The following is a 17625-nucleotide window of genomic DNA, read 5'->3' as shown; positions in this document are numbered from 1 at the left end:
CGCAGAGGGGGACGAAGGCATGTACAACATTTTGGTCGCGGACGACGAGAAGCTGATTTGCCAGGGGCTGGCCGGGCTGCTGGCGTCCTCGGGCCTGCCGGTCGGCCGGATCGTGACGGCCTGCAGCGGCCATGAGGCGCTCGACTACGTTCGGATGGAGGAGATCGACCTGATCGTGACGGACATCCGGATGGGAGAGATGGACGGCATCGAGCTGATGCACCAGGCGAAAATTCTCAAGCCGTGGGTGCAGACGATCATCATTTCAGCCCACGAGACGTTCCAGTACGCCCAAATGGCCGTCCGGCTCGGGGCCAGGGACTACCTGGTCAAGCCGCTCAACGGCGAGCAGTTTCTGGATTCGGTGCGCAACGCGCTGCTGAAATTGGATAAGCCGGCGCCGCAGCCGGAGGAATGGCTGTCCGGGGACCGGGAGCCTTTCCGGATGGAGGAGCCGGACGCCGACAATGCCGAGCGACTGAACCGCCTGCTGGCGGAAGCGGGCGAGCCGTCGGCGGCGGACCCGGGCGAAGCGGCGGAAGACCTGCGGGAGCTGGGGCTGTCCGGGCCTTATTTTGCCGTGATCAAGCTCAAGCTCGCCCTTCCCGGGGAGAAGGAGCGGACCGGGACCCCCGACCGGGACGTCCGGCTGTTTCAATATGCCGCGCTGAACGTCGTCAAGGAGCTGCTGCACGGGGAATGGAACGCGCTGTCCTTTTATACGCGGGATTTGGAGATCGCGGTCATCGTCCAGTGGAGCGAGGCGGAATACGCCGATCCCGGCGTCAACAAGCTCAACCGGCTCGAAATGATCGGACGCAGCCTGCACCACCACATCCATAAATATCTCGGCATCCTGTGCACGGTCGGGATCAGCCAGATTATGCAGGGGGTCCGCTTTCTCGGCGCGCTGAGCCGCCAGGCGGACAAGGCGATTCTGTGGAGCGGCGAGCACGGGGATTACCACGTGTTTTATTACGGCGATTTCAACTGGCACCATTATGCCCGGGACCCTTCCCGGGAAGAGCTTCACACGCAAAACAACCGGATCGTCGAAAGCGCCAAGGCGTACATCGAGGAAAATTACGGCCAAAAAGGGCTGACGATTCACGAGGTCGCGCGGAAAACCCACGTCAGTCCGAACTATTTGAGCTACCTGTTCAAGAAACATACCGGGCACAACCTGTGGGAGTACGTCATCAAGCTGCGGATGGAGGAAAGCAAGGCGCTGATCCTGAACACCGACCTGCGCCGGTACGAAATCGCCGAGCGGGTCGGCTACGAATCCCCGGAGCATTTCAGCAAAATTTTTAAAAAATATTTCGGCGTCAGCCCCAGCGAGCTGAAGAAGTAAGATCGGCCATCTTTCGCATAGTTTTAGACATGTTCGCGGCAGGCCCTCTTTTCTACAATGGAAACCAGACATTACGGGAAAAGAGGGATACGGATGGGGGAAACGGCCTTTTCGCCGGACGGCGGGCGGCGCCGGCCTGCGGAGCGCCCGTCGGCGCAGGCGGCTCGAACCGCTCCGCGGCGGGGCTCGAACGGAAAAAAATATCGGACGGGGTACTTGTTCCTCGTTCCGGCGATCGTCATTTTCATCGTCTTCTTGTGGGTGCCGATCGCGAAAGGGATGGTCTACAGCTTTTACCATATCGATTTCGTCAACGGAAATACGTTCGTCGGATTGGACAACTACGCCAAGGTGCTGAACAATCCCGACGTGCTGCTGTCGGTCAAAAATACGCTCTATTACATGCTGCTCTGCCTGGTCATCGGGTTTTGGGTGCCGATCGCGGCTTCCATCGCCATTTCGGAGTTAAGGATTTTTCAGGGCTTCGCGCGGATCGCCGCTTATCTGCCCTACGTCGTGCCCGGCGTCGTCCTGTACGGGCTGTGGCGGTGGATGTACGACCCGGTCGGCCCGATCAATGCGCTGCTCGGCTCGTTCGGCCTGGATCCGGTCGCGTTCGTCTCCGATCCGAATTGGTCGATGGTTTCGCTCGTGTTCATGGAAACGTGGCAGCAGTTCGGCTCGGCGATGCTGATCTATCTGGCCGGGGTGCTGAGCGTGCCCCGGGACTGGTACGAGTCGGCGGAAATCGACGGCGCCGGCGTCTGGAGCCGGATCCGGTACATTACGCTGCCCGCGCTGCGAAATTTGATCGTGCTGATGCTGATCCTGCAGCTGATCGGAACCTCCCAGGCCTATCAGTCCCAATTGGCGATGCTGGACGGCGGCCCCAACAAAGCGACGCTAACCTATGCGCTGCTGACGGTGAAATACGCGTTCACCCAACTGGACTACGGCGCGGGGACGGCGCTCGGCGTGCTGATGTTCCTGGCGTTGGTCGTCCTCGGGATCGTTCAATACAAGCTGAACAGAGAGGAATATTAGCATGAAAGAGAGAGGGATTTTGTCGCCGTCGGATCTGCGGAAGCCGTTCAACAAAGCCGTCTACGCGTTCATGGTGCTGTGCGTCGCCGTCATGGTCGTCACCATGCTGTATCCGATCGCGATGACGCTGTTCAACGGGCTCAAGAGCAATCCGGAGGTGAACTCGTTTCCGCCGCGGTTTTTCCCGCGGGAGTGGCACTTGGAAAACTTCGCCAAAGGCTGGTCGTACATCGATCTGGCGACGTATCTGAAAAACACGCTGCTGATTTTCGCCGGGAACCTGATCATGACCGTGCTGGTGCTGGGGCTGGCCGCGTTCAGCCTGTCGCGGATCGGCGTGCCTTACGGCCGGGCGATTTATTTCTTCATTTTGATGACGCTGTTCATCCCGGCTTCCAGCTACCTGATTCCGAACTTCGTCAACCTGAAGGAGCTCGGCCTGCTGAACACCTTCTGGGCGTTCTGGCTGCCGGCGGGAGCGAGCGCCTACTATTTTCTGCTGATCAAAAATTTTTTCGACGGCCTGCATCCGGAAATTTTCGAGGCGGCGCGCATCGACGGGGCTTCGGAATGGATCGGGTTCAGCCGGATCGCCGTGCCGCTGTCGCTGCCGATTTTCGGCACGCTCGCGATCTTTATTTTTTCCACCGCCTGGAACGATTGGTTCTGGCCGTCGCTCGTCATGCAAACCGAAGACAAGTACACGCTGGCGACCGCCATTTACAAATACGTCATCGGCGCGCGCAGTCTGGACACGAACGTGAAGTTCACGATTTTGTTCATGGCGATGATTCCGCCGATCTTCGTCTTCCTGGCGTTCCAGAAATTCATCATGCGCGGCGTCAGCTTGTCCGCGGTGAAGGGCTAGCGGGCCGGCGCGTTCCGGTTTCATGTCGAAGAACCGCACACGAAAGGAATACGATTGCACATCGATCGGAAAAACATTCTCTTTTATGATGATTAGGCAAGAACATCCAATTGAAGAAAAGGGGAGCGAACATGCGCAAGTTATCGGCGGTTTTGACGGGGTTGATGCTGTTGGGCGCCTTGCTGTCGGCCTGCAGCGGCGGCGGCGGCAATAACGCGGAGGGAAGCGGCAATGGCGGAGCCGGCGCCGGCACGGGCGGCAGCGGCGGCAGCGGGACGGAAGCGGCGGGCGAGGCGGACGATATTACGCAGCGAAAGGTTACGCTGAAAATCCACTATCCGCTGCCGGACGAAACGACGCTGCGCAAGCAGGAGGACGATAAAATCGCCCGATTTCAGGCGAAATATCCGAACGTAACGATCGTCAAGGACGATTGGGACTACGACGTGAACGAGATCGGCGCGAAAATGGCGTCGAACGAAGCGCCGACGTTCTACAATACGTGGGCGACCGAAGCGCAGCTGCTCGTGGAGCGCGGCTGGGTGGCCGACATCACGGAGCTTTGGAACGCCTGGGAGTACAAGGATCAGATCAATCCCGTGCTGCAAAGCCAGTTTATCGTCGACGGCAAGGTATACGGCATTACGCAAAACGGCTACGTTACCTCGACGGTAATCAATAAGAAGCTGCTGGACGAAAAAGGCGTGCCGCTTCCGCCGCTCGACTGGACGTGGGACGACATGTACAACACGGCCAAGGCCGTGGCCGATCCGAAGAAGGGCATCTCCGGGATCGCGCCGATGGGGAAAGGCAACGAGGCGGGCTGGAACTGGACGAACTTCCTGTTCGAAGCCGGCGGCGACATCCAGACGAGCGAAGGCGGGAAGCTGACGGCGGTGTTCAACTCCGAAGCCGGGGTCAAGGCGCTGGACTTCTACAAGAAGCTGCGCTGGGAAGCGAACGCGATTCCGCAGGACTGGGCGCTCGGCTGGGGCGACGCGATCAACTCGTTCAAGCAAGGCCGGACGGCGATGGTGATGGCCGGGGCGTTCGACGTCATCCAGGCGGCGCTGAACGAGGGCGGCATGAAGCCGGAGGACGTCATCGCCTATCCGATGCCGGCGGCGGAAAAGGGCGGCAAGCACTACGGCATTCTGGGCGGCAACTACCTCGTCATCAATCCGAACGCGACGAAAGACGAGCAGGAGATGGCCTTCCGCTATATCACGTTCGATTATTTCACGGACGACGCGCTGAAGTCGGTGGAGGATACGATCAAGGCCCGCAAGGACGAGGGCAAATATTTCATTCCGACGCCGCTCGAGTATTTCGGCGACGATTCGGAATACGCCGCGAAAGTGAAAGCCATTTACGACAAATACGACAACGTGTACAAATACGATCCGCAGCTGTTCGGCCTGCTCGAGGGCAAGCCGGAAGCGCAATTCGGCACGCAGGATTACTACGCGACCATGTCCAACGTCGTGCAGGAGTCGTTCTCGGAGAAGAACACCGACTCCAAAGCGCAGCTGGACGCCGCGGCCAAATACGTGCAGGAGAATTACTTCGACAAGGCTCCGCAGCAGTAACGCCGCAAACGAATTTACGCGGATAACGGCTTTTGTTACGATAAAGAGCGCCGGGAGCGGCGCTCTTCTTTTTCGTTTTTCGGCGGGAACGTCGGACCGAAGAATCGCAAATCGCGGAAACTTTTTAACTCTTTCATCGAAACGGCGTAACCTTTTTCCATGTTGATGTCACTTAGAATATAGGGCAGCAAATCGTGTTTCAAGACTTGTACCAAGGAGGGGAAAAGATGCTTCATATCGTGAACGGGGATCACGTAGGGGATAAGCTGAAACAGGGGAACGTGCAGGGAGATGTCCTGGTCTGGAGAGAAATCTATCCCGTAGGTCCGGCGTTCGAGAACATGGACGGGAAAAATGAGAGGCTGTTCAGAGCGGCCTATTTGGAAAGAACCTTGGGCATCCCCGCATCGGAATACATCAAAAGCTGCGAATCGCAGGAACGCTGCCTCCGGGACTTCCGCAAATACGACGAGGTCGTCCTGTGGTTCGAGCACGATTTGTTCGATCAGACCATGCTGAGTTTTCTATTGTCCTGGTTTGCAAAGCAGCCGTTAGGCAGCACAAAGTTGAATTTGCTGTGTATCGGAGAATATCCCGGCGTGACCCCGTTTCGGGGATTGGGGCAGCTGACGACGGAGCAGCTGGAGACCTTATCGGGCACGTGGAGGCGGATCGGAAAGGAAGAGCTCCGACTGGGCGGCGAAATTTGGGAGGCGTACGCCTCCCCGGATATCGAAAAGCATATCGGGATTTTGCGGTCCGACACGTCCGCGCTTCCTTTCGCGAATGCGGCGTTTGCCATGCACCTGGCTCGCCTTCCGTCGCCGGTCAACGGATTGGGCATCGTGGAGCAAACCGCGTTAGAACTTGTCGCAAACGGAACGCAAAGTCCTTCCGCGTTGTTTAAGGAAGCGGGGGAACGGCTGCACGAGCTGGGGATGGGAGACCTGGAGTTCCGGTACCGGTTAAGAACGATGGCGGAGCCGCCGCATGCGCTCCTGGAAGTCGAAGGGCCGGATTCCTTTTTCGATGGTTCCGATAAGCGCTCTTCCGGCCGGAACGGCAGGGTGTCCTTAACCAAGATGGGGCAGGAGGTGTTGGCGGGCGAAAGGGACTGGGCCAGGGAAAAAGGACTGGAAGAGCGGTATGGCGGCCTGTTCGTAAGAGGAGATATGGGGTGGCGCTGGGATCGGGCGGAGAAGCGGTTGGTGGAACGCGAATGAAAATCCTCCCGTTCCGGGCGAGGCCCGGGCAGGGAGGACAGACTCGCCGATTAGGATGGAGGATCGCCTCGTTCCAGAAGCATGGATTGGTTCGCCAAGGCTTTTCCGTTTACGATCACCGAAATGAAATGCTCCCCCGGGTAATGGGTTCTTGTCGTCATCGGTTTAAAGGAGTGGGATACGCTAACCGCGGTCTCTCCGGGCCGGTAGAGCTTCTCGGAAATTTTAAAAAGCTTGGACGAGTACGTCCCTCGCGATTTCAAGAAGTCGACCTTGTACTCGACTCTTAACTTTTGGGGTTTATCGGACTCGTTTTGCACGCAAAAAGACATCGTGACTTCTTCGCCTATGCGGACGGTTCGGGGCTCCAGCGCAAAATCTTTTACCGCTACGGCATCCGTCCCGATAAAACCGAAAAGCTCCAAAGCATCGGCATCGCATTTTTTTAACAAAGTGCGGCAGCCGTGTTTAAGGATCCAGTCCGTATGGGGATGTTTCCCTCGCCATTCCTTTGCCAGTTGAAGAACGATATCGGGGTTATCCTTTGAAATATCGTTTAAGTTATTCGCAACGCTTCGCCGCACGTACAGGGAAGAGTCTTCTTTCAAATGCTCGAGGATGCGGAGAACGGGGACGGGATCCCGTTTGAATGGCGGCAAAGACATCGCCCAAGGCAGACGGGGACGGCAACCCTCGCTTGCCAGCCTTCTGACATGCTCGTTTTCATGTTGCGCCCAAAGCTCCAATTGCTTCAGCATTCTGTCGGGGTATCGGATGATGAACGGGCGCACCGCAAATTCCGAACTCGAATAGGGAGTGAAGCGCTCCAGGGCCGGGATGGAGAGATCGGGGTCGTCCAATCCTCTCGCTTCCACGAAATCCGGAAAGATCATGTACGCAAAGCCGTTAAAATGGGGAGCAACCGCCGCTAATACAGCCAATGCTTCTTCATAGGATGCGGGCAAACCTTGAACGAGGCCTTCGGTTATACGCCGCATGCGCTGTTTCAGCGCCAACGAGTCCCAATCGCCGCTCAGCACCCCGGTCATGAACCGGTGGCCGTCAAAGGCCGGATACTCATTTTTTAAACCGTGAATAAGCCCGTCGAAAAAATGCAGATCGTAGATGTCTTTAAGCAATTCCCCCATCGTTGTCCCCTCCAATAAATGTCTTTTTTATTCCCTCCTATCATACCGGAACAAAGTGGTCAGAACATGTCGTCTTTATGTAAATAGCCTGTCCGTTATCTCCATTTTACGGAGCAAGTGTCTTTTTTTAAGTTCGCCAACGACATTTACCAGCTTATATATAGCAGATATGTTTTATAATATGAATTAAATACTTTAATCTATTTTTCATAGTGATACAATAGAAAGAGTTAAAAAATTGGTCCAGAATAGATGCATAACGAAGTCGCGACCTGGTTTGCTGTGATGCCTAAGCCGGAGCGGCTGCATCTTTCTGCAAATCGAAAGGGTTAGGGACGGTAAATATGAGCAGCAAACAAACGAAAACAGACGTTGTCTTGATCGGTGCCGGAATCATGAGTGCGACTTTGGGATCTCTGTTGAAGGAATTGGTCCCCGACTGGGAAATCACCTTGTTCGAAAGACGGGCCATCCCGGGCGAGGAAAGCTCGAACGAATGGAACAATGCGGGAACGGGCCACTCCTCCCTGTGCGAGCTTAACTATACCGTCGAGAAGCCGGACGGATCGGTAGATATCAGCAAAGCGATCAAGGTCAACGAAGAATTCCAGGTTTCGAAGCAGTTCTGGTCTTATCTGGTCGAGAGCAATCTGATCCGGAATCCGAAGGATTTCATCGTGTCCGTTCCCCACATGAGCTTCGTGCAGGGGGAGAAGGACGTCGCCTTCCTGAGAAAACGTTTCGAAGCGTTGTCTAACAATCCCCTGTTCCAAGGGATGGAATTTTCCGACGATCCGGCGAAGCTGGCGGAATGGATTCCGCTGATGATGAAAAACCGGACCGGGAACCAGCCGATCGCGGCCACCCGCAGCGAAGCCGGAACGGACGTCAATTTTGGCGCCTTAACGCGCATGCTGATTACCCACTTGAAAAATCAAAACGTCGACATCAACTACAACCATCATGTCCAGGATATTAAACGCGGCAGCGACGGCTCCTGGGAATTGAAGGTGCGGAATGTCGGCAGCGGCGCCGTGGAACGCATTTCGGCCAAATTCGTTTTTATCGGCGGCGGCGGCGGAAGCCTTCATCTGCTGCAAAAATCCGGCATCCCCGAAGGGAAAGGCATCGGCGGATTTCCGGTCAGCGGCTTGTTCATGGTTTGCAAAAACCCGGAAGTCGTCTCCCGGCACCATGCCAAAGTATACGGCCAAGCTCCGGTCGGGGCGCCTCCGATGTCGGTTCCGCACCTGGATACCCGGTTTATCGACAATAAGGAATCGCTGCTGTTCGGGCCGTTTGCGGGCTTCTCGCCCAAGTTTTTGAAATTCGGTTCCATGTTCGATTTGATCACTTCCGTCAAACCGCACAACCTCTTGACGATGCTGGCGGCCGGCGTGAAAAACGCTTCGCTCACGACCTACCTGATCAAGCAGGTCATGCTGTCGAAGGAAAAGCGCATGGAAGCTTTGCGCGAATTCGTTCCGGACGCCCGAAGCGAGGACTGGGATTTGCTCGTCGCCGGCCAGCGCGTGCAAATTATTAAGGACACTTCCGCCGGCAAAGGAACGCTGCAATTCGGGACGGAAGTCATCAGCGCGGCCGACGGGTCGATCGCCGCTTTGCTCGGGGCTTCGCCGGGCGCGTCCACGGCCGTTTCCGTCATGCTGGAAGTCATCCGGAAATGCTTCCCGCAACACCTGAAAGCGTGGGAGCCAAAAATCAAGGAAATGATTCCGTCTTACGGCGTCACCCTGCTGAAGAACCCGGATTTGATTCGCGACATTCAGACTTCGACTTCGCGGACGCTCGGCTTGGCAGGCGTAAAGCAAGCTCATACGGCTTAGCCTGAAGGCCGAGCCGCAAGGAGGCATAAATTGCCGTTTCGGCAATTTGTGCTTCTTTTTGTTTTGTCCAGGGCATAATGAGTTCATTCGGCAGCGGGAAGGAGCGGCGGGGACGAGATGGAGCATCCGTTTGAACTGTGGCCGGAAGAAGCGGCGCCGCCCGACGCGAAGCATTGCGAACGCTGCGAACTGGCCGGTCAGCGGTCCCGCGTCATTTGGGGAGAAGGCAATCCCGACGCCCCGCTCTTTCTTATCCTGGATAATCCCGGAGCCCGCGAGGATCGGGAGGGGAACCCGTTTTTGTGCGGGACCCGCGAAACCCTTCAGCGCGGGATGATGGAGGCGGGGGTGCCTGCGGACGCGGTTTATATGACTTATTTGCTTAAATGCCGGCCGCTCCGCGCCTACGACAAGCCGGAGGCTCGGGCCGCGTGTTTTCCGCATTTGCGGTTGCAACTGCAGGAGAAACAGCCCCTTGTCCTGTTCGGCTTCGGAAATGTCGTGGCGGAAAGGTTACTCCCAGAGAAAGAGAATCCCAGCGTTAAGGAACTAAGAGGAGTCTGGCATGAGTTCCAGGGCATCCCCATTGGATTTACCTATCACCCGTTAGCCGTCCGAAGGCGTCCGAACTTGATGAAATTTTTTGTCGAGGATCTGGTTGCGCTTAAAGACAAGTGGACGAAATCGATGAAGGCCGATTGAGCGTTTATTCATGACCGATGATGATGTCGTTTTTGTTCAAGAACGACTGCCCTTCGCTTGATATATTCGATATGAATATCTTTGAGGGAGGGCAATTTCATGACGTTTCGTTACGATTCTGCAGTGCTGAAGGTGGAACATATGGACCGTTCCAGAACCTTCTATGAAGATTGGCTGGAGATCGGGGAGCCGATTGCCGTAGAGCAACTGATAGAGGGGGGCGGTCTCGAATGAAGGCTGCGGATTCGCCAGCGCAGACATGGATCGCGTATTGCTTGAACAAGAAAGGTGCCGCTCTCGTCTACCCGTTCGGCGCGGATATTCCCGTTGTGAGCGTCGGAGGGAAGATGTTCGCTTCGTTCAAGGATTCGTTCATGAACGTCAAGTGCGATCCGCACAAAGCGGCGGAGCTGCGCGAACAATATGCCGAAGTCACGCCGGGATACTACATGAACAAGCGGCATTGGAATTCAATCGATTTGACCGGCCGATTGACGAAGGAGGAAGTGGCCGCCTGGATCGATCACTCCTATGAGCTGATATTTCAAAGTTTGAAGAAAGACGTTCGAGAGGCGATTCGTTCGCTGTGAACCGGAGGAAGCGAAGGGGCGGCAGTTGCGACCATACGCTCCTGGGATTATTTCAAATTATGCATATCCTGGAAGAACAAATCGTGCATATTCCATAAAATGCGCGCGGTGAAGGTAGCCCAGGTATCTCGAGTCTGTAAAATACTTTGTGTAAACTCTCAAACCTACTAAAATGAAATCATGGAGAGGTTGGGGAGCACACATGGGATTATGGACGAAAGAGCAGCTGCGGAGTTTCATCAAGGAGAATAATCTGGTCACCGCACAGGATGCGCAGAATGCGCTAAAGGACCTGTTTGCCGAAACGCTGCAAGAAATGCTAGAGGCCGAAATGGATACGCACCTGGGCTATAGCAAGCATGACGTGCAGAACAAGCAGACGAAGAACAGTCGCAACGGTAAGAGCAAGAAAATCGTCACTAGCGAGTACGGCGACCAGGAGATTGCCGTGCCACGGGATCGCCTGGGCGAGTTCGAGCCGCTCGTGGTGAAGAAGCATCAGTCCAACGTGACGGGGATCGAGGATCAGATCGTCGCCCTGTACGCCAAAGGCGTCAGCACGCGGGAGATCCAGGACCATCTGCAGAATCTCTATGGTTTGGAGGTCTCGCCAACCTTTATTTCCAATGTCACGAATAAGATCATTCCGCTCATCAAAGAGTGGCAGAATCGGCCGTTGCAGGGCGTATACGCGGTCGTCTTCCTGGACGCCATCCACTTCAAGGTGAAGCAAGACGGGGCGATCGTGAACAAAGCTGCCTACATGGTCATTGGGATCGACATGGACGGCAACAAGGACGTGCTGGGCATGTGGATCGGCGAGAACGAGTCCGCGAAGTTCTGGCTGAGCGTCTTGAACGATCTTAAGAATCGCGGCGTTCAGGACATCCTTATCACCTGTGTCGACAACCTCACGGGCTTCTCCCAGGCGATCTCTGCCTGTTATCCGAAGACGGAGATTCAGAAGTGCATCATCCACCAGATCCGCAACTCCACGCGCTACGTCTCCTACAAGGATCTGAAGAAGGTGACGGCCGATCTGAAGCCCATCTACAAGGCTGCTACGGAGGAAATGGCTCTGCTGGAACTCGACCGCTTTGAGGAGACGTGGGGCGCCAAGTATCCCCTTATTGTCCGCTCATGGCGCAGCAATTGGGACGAACTCGCCACCTTCTTCAAGTATCCGCCTGAGCTTCGTAAGCTCATCTACACGACGAACATGATTGAGAGCTATCATCGCCAATTGCGAAAAGTCACCAAAGGGAAAAGCATCTTCCCAAGCGACGAGGCGCTACTGAAAATGCTGTACTTAGTCACGATGGACGTCACCCGCAAATGGACCGGTCGTGTTCAAAACTGGGGACAGATGCTCCTGCAGCTCTCCGTCTTCTTTCCGGACCGGATCGGCCAGCACTTACCTTGAGGAGGCTAATCTCCCCTTCGGAGAGATGCCTATAAAAGAGTTTACACAAAATTATTGACAGACCCGGTATCTCAGACCGCCTCCGTGTGTAACTTCTCCAGTAACTGCGCAATCTTCTCTGCCTGTCCAAAGCCGAACACCCCATTTCCGGATAATTACCCCACCGGAAGCTTAAGCCAAGTTTACTTTGCCGGACGCGATCATCGTGTTTGTTGGTCGTGGCGAAAACATAGCCCTACCTAGCGTATTCGCTGTCTTCTCAGAAGTATGAAAAATCCGGCAAAGCTGTTCCCATAGAAACATTTGAGTAAACTTTCCCCTTGTTAGTTACGTCAAATAAAGGGGATTTTTAAATTGAGCATTTTGCATAATTCCGTTTTTGAAGTAGGTAGTGGAATTATGGGGCCAATTAAACCAGCTTTCTAGCTAAATCGACTTTAATTTTCAAAAATGGGCAGACCTGCAGAATTTTTACTGAATCAAAAAATTTAAGCGGCGGCGTTCTTGGATTGACGAGCCATCGCTAACGCAGAAGCTAATAACACAATGGCGTTTAGGTATTGGTGAGTTGTCACCTTTTGAATACCCCAGACGTGCATGGCGTCTGCGGTGAGATAGGTTTTCAACCTGGAGTTGCATCGTTCTACGCTGGTTCTTTCGTTATACAACTCCTTCCAGCGTTTGGTGTCTCGATGTGGACTTGAATAACGACGCAAATCGCTTTTCGTATCGACTTTGACGACCATTCCATAGTTGGAAGATGAGCAAGCAGCCATCCCAAGCGGACAGTCTACCTTGCCCGTGGCATGGGGACAGCGGAATTTCAGGTATTCTCCATCAACGCCCCAATAAGTCATTTCATAGCCCATCGAGCAACAGGGTGTGCCACTGGATGTCATGCCCGCAGGTGGTTCCTTCTCGTTGCGAAGGTTCATCGGAATAATCGCCTGCGCCTTTACATTTCGCGCTGCTTCGTAGTTTTTAAGCTGGTCATAACCGGCATCAAGCATAAAGAACTTCACCTGTGTACCCGCAGCCACTTGTTCTATGAGAATCGGAGCCATATCGCCGTCATTGACGTGAGCCGGTGTAACGGAGAGCGCCATCGGCAGCTCGCTTGTTGTGTCGACGGCGAGATGAATCTTGTAGCCAAACCACTTGACCTTGTTGCCAAACGAATCGAACTTAGCCCCCCAGTTGGCATTGCCAGTCCGTTCGCTTTTCCGTTTCGGTTGCTTCTTCTCATAAGCATGAATCGCTGCACTGTCGATCGCCACATGACTTCCGTCGATGATTCCCTCCTTCTTGCATTGTACAACGAGATCATCAAACAGGCGCTGAGCTTGCCCCTTGCTGGTTAACTCAGCGAACACGCGGCTTAAAGTCGCGATAGAAGGAGCCTCACGGTCCAGTCTAAGTCCACATTGATAACGAAAGCGAAGATCGACATCCAAACGATGATGTAGACCCGTAAATGTATCGATGTTCTCAAGCGGGGCAGCAAGTAGCGCACGAAGAATCCCTTGCCTGCAATGTCCGTCGGCACCTCGGGGTGAATGACTTCTCAATTCCTTGGCATAGGGGCGTAAGTCCAGGGCGCTGAAAAAGATAGGCAATCGTTCTTTAGATTCAAGTTTTTGAAGCACATCAAAGGAAAATAGACTTTCTTGGAGAATATACAAAGTGACTTCCCTCCCTTGGGTTTTCTGGTTTGGTCACTTGAAAACTTCTCCAAGTTGGGGTGAAGTCCCTTTTTTTTGCTCAAAAACCTTTGTACAGCAAGGGCTCAGATTAATGCAAAATGCTCAAATTAATAATTAATACTAGTAAGGGGCGTTATAGATTGAAAACAATTGATTGGTTCAGGATTTTTAAATCTCATTTCTATAGTCTATATATTCTTCTACTGTTTGTGTTTATTCGTGTCGGTATTTATTTGTTGAATACTTTTCAAGATATTTTTATATTCTGGTTTATATTTTCTCAGGACCTTTTAATTTCCCTACTTAATATTCTTATTGGACTTTTTGTCATAATCACTATATTTCAATTGATATACCCAAATCGTATGAATAACACAATCATTACCTTGTTAATTATCCCCATTTCCTTCGCCATAGCTATCTTAATTTCTTTAGCTTGGAGTCTTGGCGATGAGGAAGTGATTTATCCAATGGAGGGAGGGGAGGTATTTTATGCAGTGGTTAAAAGAAGCAAAACAAATCAACTAGATAATGGATCAATTACCTTCTATAAGAAATATGCAAACTTTCTATATAGAAAGTTAAACACAGAGTCTATAGCACAAGAGAGAGCTATTTCAAGAGAATTAGCGCACGGTTTTCCAACAATTAAACAAGTAGAGCATAATAAATGGATTGTAGAATTTAAAAATGGTACACACCTACCGATTTTAGATAATTACCATTAGTTGCATTTATTTTTAAAAAGCGTAAAACTTTGAATAAAGATAGATAACAATTGCACTAAGGAGCTTTCTTCTTATAAATTGCGGTTATCATGGGATACAACCACCGGGTTGTGCTTCCAGATTGTTTGTCCTAAGAAAAAGTATTGGCCTGTGTTTTACAGCTCGAACATGTAATGCGTAGATACACAGGCCAAGTACAATTTCATTTATGGTGATGGTCTAGGATAGTCCTCCAATATCAGAGTCTTTCTTCAACATACTCACGAAATGCCTGTGCAATATTTTCTCCATCTGACTGTGAATAATTAGGTACATGAAACCTTTCAATGAACTGCCCTCTCATTATATTATAACCCAACGGACCATCATTAATTAAATACTGTGTATGATCTTCAAGTTGCTCCAAACTCCCATAACGTTCAAGATACAACTCATGCCGTTTATTATAGTAATTCAAATTGGTGTAGTATGTTCGAATTGCTTGGTTTATCGGAAGGTTTATGTCGTCATTCATCATTTTCCCGAGATTCCATGCATCTACGTCAGCGAGGAAATCCGCTAAGCTTAGTGTACTCCCTCCTTCTACAGGATGGGCAATTAAGGCCTTAGCTGCAACATAAGAATTTAAATATTCACCATTACGAACAGCTTCGGCGCACTCTCCAGTGAGAGTTATGAGGTCTCCTATCATACTAGTTAGTTCATTAATCAGAGGTTCACCAATTGTATAGGTAAAGGCGTTGCAGGAAGCCAACATGTGTTCACAATCAATTTCGACACCTGAACGGGTGTCATCAGCCACTTTAATTGACGGTAGATTCGGAACCGCCAATGACGGTGGCTTTTTGCTTTCCTCACCGCCGTTTCGGAGACAATTATATTTCGCCTTTGTTTGTCGGCGTAAAAAAACTGCTCCGAAGAGCAGTTAGAACAGCGGTCGGACGCGGTACTTGGCATGTCGGTGGAGCCAGAACTTCGAATTTCCAAACTTCACGTACCAGTCCGTATCGAGCTCAAGGTTGGATGGCAAGAAGTGCTTTCCTACTTGAATCATCACGGCATCACCACAACGTAGCGAGCAAAGCAACTCTTCTCCATCGTACACGTTCCAACGCTCGGTATCTCCATGAAATCGTATCTCATTCATATTTGTCATCCCTCACTGTTCCTTAAATTCAGCTAGGATCCTCGTCACATGGACGGTATCAATCATTTTGTCTTTTCGCAGCACTGCATCCAGAAGCGCAGCGGTGCAGACGTTATTTATCTCTCGGCATATCCCCCGAGCATGCGCGTATATGGCGTCCATCGCTTCTGTCGTAAACACCGGCCCTGTACTTCCGGCAACCTCCAATTGGTGGGAGATGTAATCGCGGCACTCCTCGAGCGACAAGCATTCCAAATGAAAACGCACGTTCATCCGCTGTGTAATCGGCTTGAAGATTCTCAGTTGCAACGTGGCCTGTAGTTCCGGCTGTCCAATGAGCAGCAGGGCAAGCGGCGAAATCGAGTCCATACGAAAATTCGTCAAAAAGCGTATTTCTTGCAGCATGTCTCCTGAAAGCAGGTGCGCTTCATCCACGACAATAACGGCGACCTTCTGCTGGTTCTCGTACAAATCCCATACGAGGTGCTGGAATTGCCGTTTGGCTTCGCTGCGCAGAAACTTGGGCGGCAAGCCGAAGTGGTGGAGGAGTTCACGGTAAAAGTCCCTTGGTTTCAGATTCGCATCCGACAGATAGATAAACCGGTACTTGTTCGGATCCAGTTGGTCTTTCAAGTAGCGAACGGCTGTCGACTTGCCGCAGCCAATTTCACCGGTGACGCAGCCAATCGAGCGAGTCATCACCATATACTGCATCCGTGCTACACATTCTTCGAATCGCTTGGAGCGGTGCAGATGCCGTGTTTCAATCTCCCGGGTGAACGGAACGCGCTCCCACCCGAAGAAACCACGAATCATGAGCGATTCACCTCTTTCATCGCTCGCGAAAGCGCAGCGCCTTGCGCTTCGCGGGTCTGCCGTTTCTGTTCTTCCACCAATAATTCCACATAGTTGAGGCCCGTCTTCGGCGGTTGCATGACGGCCTTCGGTTCATCCTGCTTCGGCCGGTTTTTCGGATCGCGGAGCTTCATTGGCTTCGCGTCTTCATAGCGCTGGCCGTCCTTCCACACCTGGATGACGGACAGGTCGTGCGGATCGAATCGCACCTGAATCTTCGAGCCGGCAAGCTCTGTCTGGACCTCGAATATCGTGCCCAGCAGCGAGATGCATCCCGTTTTGTCCACTTTGCGGGATTCCTCCAGCAAGAATACTTCTATGAGTTCATGCGGCGGCAACATGCGAATCGGGTGGTCGTCTTTTTGGTATCGGTCGACTGGGCGCTGCTTAAAGCTGTTGTGGACTTTCTGGTGGTAAGCAATCTCAAGCCACGCCGAGAAGAATCGATTCAAATCGTTAAGCGTCTGGATCTTCCCTTGTTCAATCAGGTCGTATGCCTCCGGCACAAAGCTCTGGTCGACAAATCGGAAGAACTTTTCTTGCTTCCCGCGTCCCATAGGACGTCCGGGGCGAGTATGCTTAAGCTCTGCCCCCAGTCGCCCGCAAATCCGCTCAAAATGGTGTGAAGAATAGATGGCGCCGTTATCGACATAGATCATTTCCGGCACTCCGTTCTTTAAAATCGCCTTCTTCAGGCAATCCTCCAGCCGGGCCACACGTTCCTCGAAATAGAACTGGCCATGCACAACGAAGCGAGAGTAATCGTCAATGAAAATAACCAGATAGGCCATGACCTTCTTGCCGGGCTTGTCCGGATGCGGAAGGTAAAGGGTATGCTGCACATCGCCTTGCCACATGCTATTTCGGTGCGTGGCTTCAAACCGGCGAAAGTGGCTCCACCCCGTATTCAGTAACGCTTTGCGCGTGACGCCGCGGCGGCGAAGCTGCTTGCTAAGCGTGCTTTCTTTCAGGGTGCCGGGGGCCACGAATGCCGCCAGTTCCAGAATCGCAATAATCTGCCTGACGCTTCGGCCGGGTTGCTCCTGCTTTAAGGCAATCGCTTTGGCAAGCACATCCTCGGGGATTTCCCTGGTCGTGAGTTTGTCTGCTCGGACGGAGGGCAACAGCGCCTCCCATCCGCCTTCGCGATACGCTTTTAAATATCGCTCAAGCGTTCGTAGACTAATTCTCCTTCGCTGTCCCGACGACGTTTCATACTCATGGCTTACAATTTCGCGCATCAACGCCATCTGTTCTCCGGGATCCAATTTGCGGCTAACCAGTGATGCAATTAAGCCATAACGGAAGTTGGCTTCTTGCTGCCTTGCTTGCTCATCCATGCTAAATCTCCTCTCCCTGTGGTCTATGAGAGTATCGCATAGACGCTAGAAGCCAGGGAGGGCG

General features: G+C 52.9%; 16 protein-coding genes and 1 pseudogene. 11 read left to right on the top strand and 6 right to left on the bottom strand.

Annotation, left to right across the window (positions count from 1 at the left end; all coding sequences use genetic code 11):
* Positions 1 to 19: 19 nt before the first annotated feature.
* The 5 genes from JW799_RS06995 (at position 20) to JW799_RS06975 (ending at position 6078) form a co-directional block, all read left to right on the top strand.
* Positions 20 to 1354 (top strand): response regulator, encoded by a 1335-nt coding sequence (locus JW799_RS06995; RefSeq protein WP_205429216.1) that lies wholly within the window; start codon positions 20 to 22, stop codon positions 1352 to 1354.
* Positions 1355 to 1447: 93 nt separating this feature from the next.
* A complete protein-coding gene (locus tag JW799_RS06990; protein ID WP_205429215.1) occupies positions 1448 to 2398 on the top strand; it encodes a carbohydrate ABC transporter permease in 951 nt (316 codons plus the stop codon).
* Position 2399: 1 nt separating this feature from the next.
* Entirely contained in the window at positions 2400 to 3266 is an 867-nt protein-coding gene (locus JW799_RS06985) for a carbohydrate ABC transporter permease (RefSeq protein WP_205429213.1), read from the top strand.
* A gap of 131 nt (positions 3267 to 3397) precedes the next feature.
* Positions 3398 to 4855 carry an ABC transporter substrate-binding protein gene (locus JW799_RS06980; protein WP_205429212.1) on the top strand — a complete coding sequence of 486 codons (1458 nt, stop codon included), beginning with the start codon at positions 3398 to 3400 and terminating at the stop codon, positions 4853 to 4855.
* Between the two features lie 227 nt (positions 4856 to 5082).
* Entirely contained in the window at positions 5083 to 6078 is a 996-nt protein-coding gene (locus JW799_RS06975; protein WP_205429211.1) for a DUF1835 domain-containing protein, read from the top strand.
* Between the two features lie 50 nt (positions 6079 to 6128).
* On the opposite strand, the gene JW799_RS06970 is transcribed toward JW799_RS06975, so the two are convergent.
* Positions 6129 to 7226, bottom strand: coding sequence for a DNA alkylation repair protein (locus JW799_RS06970; protein WP_205429210.1), 1098 nt, complete (start codon positions 7224 to 7226; stop codon positions 6129 to 6131).
* Between the two features lie 326 nt (positions 7227 to 7552).
* Here JW799_RS06970 and JW799_RS06965 point away from each other — a divergent pair.
* The 5 genes and pseudogenes from JW799_RS06965 to JW799_RS06950 form a co-directional block, all read left to right on the top strand.
* Positions 7553 to 9073, top strand: a pseudogene (locus JW799_RS06965) (malate:quinone oxidoreductase); the annotation flags it as partial.
* Positions 9074 to 9190: 117 nt separating this feature from the next.
* Positions 9191 to 9775 carry a uracil-DNA glycosylase gene (locus JW799_RS06960; RefSeq protein WP_080832315.1) on the top strand — a complete coding sequence of 195 codons (585 nt, stop codon included), beginning with the start codon at positions 9191 to 9193 and terminating at the stop codon, positions 9773 to 9775.
* Positions 9776 to 9874: 99 nt separating this feature from the next.
* Positions 9875 to 10009 carry a hypothetical protein gene (locus JW799_RS29265; RefSeq protein WP_275901450.1) on the top strand — a complete coding sequence of 45 codons (135 nt, stop codon included), beginning with the start codon at positions 9875 to 9877 and terminating at the stop codon, positions 10007 to 10009.
* Positions 10006 to 10365, top strand: a complete 360-nt coding sequence (locus JW799_RS06955) for an MmcQ/YjbR family DNA-binding protein (RefSeq protein ID WP_080832314.1) — start codon at positions 10006 to 10008, stop codon at positions 10363 to 10365. The genes JW799_RS29265 and JW799_RS06955 overlap by 4 nt, the downstream gene beginning before the upstream one ends.
* A 202-nt stretch (positions 10366 to 10567) precedes the next feature.
* Positions 10568 to 11788 carry an IS256 family transposase gene (locus tag JW799_RS06950; RefSeq protein WP_080831775.1) on the top strand — a complete coding sequence of 407 codons (1221 nt, stop codon included), beginning with the start codon at positions 10568 to 10570 and terminating at the stop codon, positions 11786 to 11788.
* 488 nt (positions 11789 to 12276) lie between these two features.
* Here JW799_RS06950 and JW799_RS06945 read toward each other — a convergent pair whose 3' ends face one another.
* Positions 12277 to 13470 (bottom strand): transposase, encoded by a 1194-nt coding sequence (locus JW799_RS06945; RefSeq protein ID WP_080832042.1) that lies wholly within the window; start codon positions 13468 to 13470, stop codon positions 12277 to 12279.
* A gap of 161 nt (positions 13471 to 13631) precedes the next feature.
* Between JW799_RS06945 and JW799_RS06940 the strand changes: the two genes are divergently transcribed.
* On the top strand, positions 13632 to 14219 hold the full coding sequence (locus JW799_RS06940) for a hypothetical protein (protein ID WP_080832313.1): 588 nt from the start codon (positions 13632 to 13634) through the stop codon (positions 14217 to 14219).
* A 238-nt stretch (positions 14220 to 14457) separates the two neighbouring features.
* Here JW799_RS06940 and JW799_RS06935 read toward each other — a convergent pair whose 3' ends face one another.
* The 4 genes from JW799_RS06935 to JW799_RS06920 form a co-directional block, all read right to left on the bottom strand.
* Positions 14458 to 15051: a hypothetical protein gene (locus JW799_RS06935; RefSeq protein WP_205429209.1), complete on the bottom strand. Its 594-nt coding sequence runs from the start codon at positions 15049 to 15051 to the stop codon at positions 14458 to 14460.
* A gap of 93 nt (positions 15052 to 15144) precedes the next feature.
* Positions 15145 to 15366, bottom strand: a complete 222-nt coding sequence (locus JW799_RS29970) for a DUF5348 domain-containing protein (RefSeq protein ID WP_176220599.1) — start codon at positions 15364 to 15366, stop codon at positions 15145 to 15147.
* Between the two features lie 12 nt (positions 15367 to 15378).
* Positions 15379 to 16182, bottom strand: coding sequence for an ExeA family protein (locus JW799_RS06925; RefSeq protein ID WP_205429208.1), 804 nt, complete (start codon positions 16180 to 16182; stop codon positions 15379 to 15381).
* The gene (locus tag JW799_RS06920) at positions 16179 to 17561 is read right to left on the bottom strand and encodes a DDE-type integrase/transposase/recombinase (RefSeq protein ID WP_080832306.1); all 1383 of its coding nucleotides are present in this window, start codon (positions 17559 to 17561) and stop codon (positions 16179 to 16181) included. The genes JW799_RS06925 and JW799_RS06920 overlap by 4 nt, the downstream gene beginning before the upstream one ends.
* Positions 17562 to 17625 lie beyond the last annotated feature (64 nt).

This window comes from Cohnella algarum, assembly GCF_016937515.1.
Taxonomy (GTDB): domain Bacteria; phylum Bacillota; class Bacilli; order Paenibacillales; family Paenibacillaceae; genus Cohnella; species Cohnella algarum.
Note: the sequence above shows the minus strand (reverse complement) of the source record. Positions and strands in the feature narration are given on the sequence as shown.

Coding starts and splice junctions, on each gene's coding strand:
- JW799_RS06960 (WP_080832315.1), top strand. CDS start 9,191: ATGGAGCATCCGTTTGAACTGTGGCCGGAAGAAGCGGCGCCGCCCGAC.
- JW799_RS06955 (WP_080832314.1), top strand. CDS start 10,006: ATGAAGGCTGCGGATTCGCCAGCGCAGACATGGATCGCGTATTGCTTG.
- JW799_RS06925 (WP_205429208.1), bottom strand. CDS start 16,182: ATGATTCGTGGTTTCTTCGGGTGGGAGCGCGTTCCGTTCACCCGGGAG.
- JW799_RS06995 (WP_205429216.1), top strand. CDS start 20: ATGTACAACATTTTGGTCGCGGACGACGAGAAGCTGATTTGCCAGGGG.
- JW799_RS06985 (WP_205429213.1), top strand. CDS start 2,400: ATGAAAGAGAGAGGGATTTTGTCGCCGTCGGATCTGCGGAAGCCGTTC.
- JW799_RS06950 (WP_080831775.1), top strand. CDS start 10,568: ATGGGATTATGGACGAAAGAGCAGCTGCGGAGTTTCATCAAGGAGAAT.
- JW799_RS06970 (WP_205429210.1), bottom strand. CDS start 7,226: ATGGGGGAATTGCTTAAAGACATCTACGATCTGCATTTTTTCGACGGG.
- JW799_RS06990 (WP_205429215.1), top strand. CDS start 1,448: ATGGGGGAAACGGCCTTTTCGCCGGACGGCGGGCGGCGCCGGCCTGCG.
- JW799_RS06975 (WP_205429211.1), top strand. CDS start 5,083: ATGCTTCATATCGTGAACGGGGATCACGTAGGGGATAAGCTGAAACAG.
- JW799_RS29265 (WP_275901450.1), top strand. CDS start 9,875: ATGACGTTTCGTTACGATTCTGCAGTGCTGAAGGTGGAACATATGGAC.
- JW799_RS29970 (WP_176220599.1), bottom strand. CDS start 15,366: ATGAATGAGATACGATTTCATGGAGATACCGAGCGTTGGAACGTGTAC.
- JW799_RS06980 (WP_205429212.1), top strand. CDS start 3,398: ATGCGCAAGTTATCGGCGGTTTTGACGGGGTTGATGCTGTTGGGCGCC.
- JW799_RS06920 (WP_080832306.1), bottom strand. CDS start 17,561: ATGGATGAGCAAGCAAGGCAGCAAGAAGCCAACTTCCGTTATGGCTTA.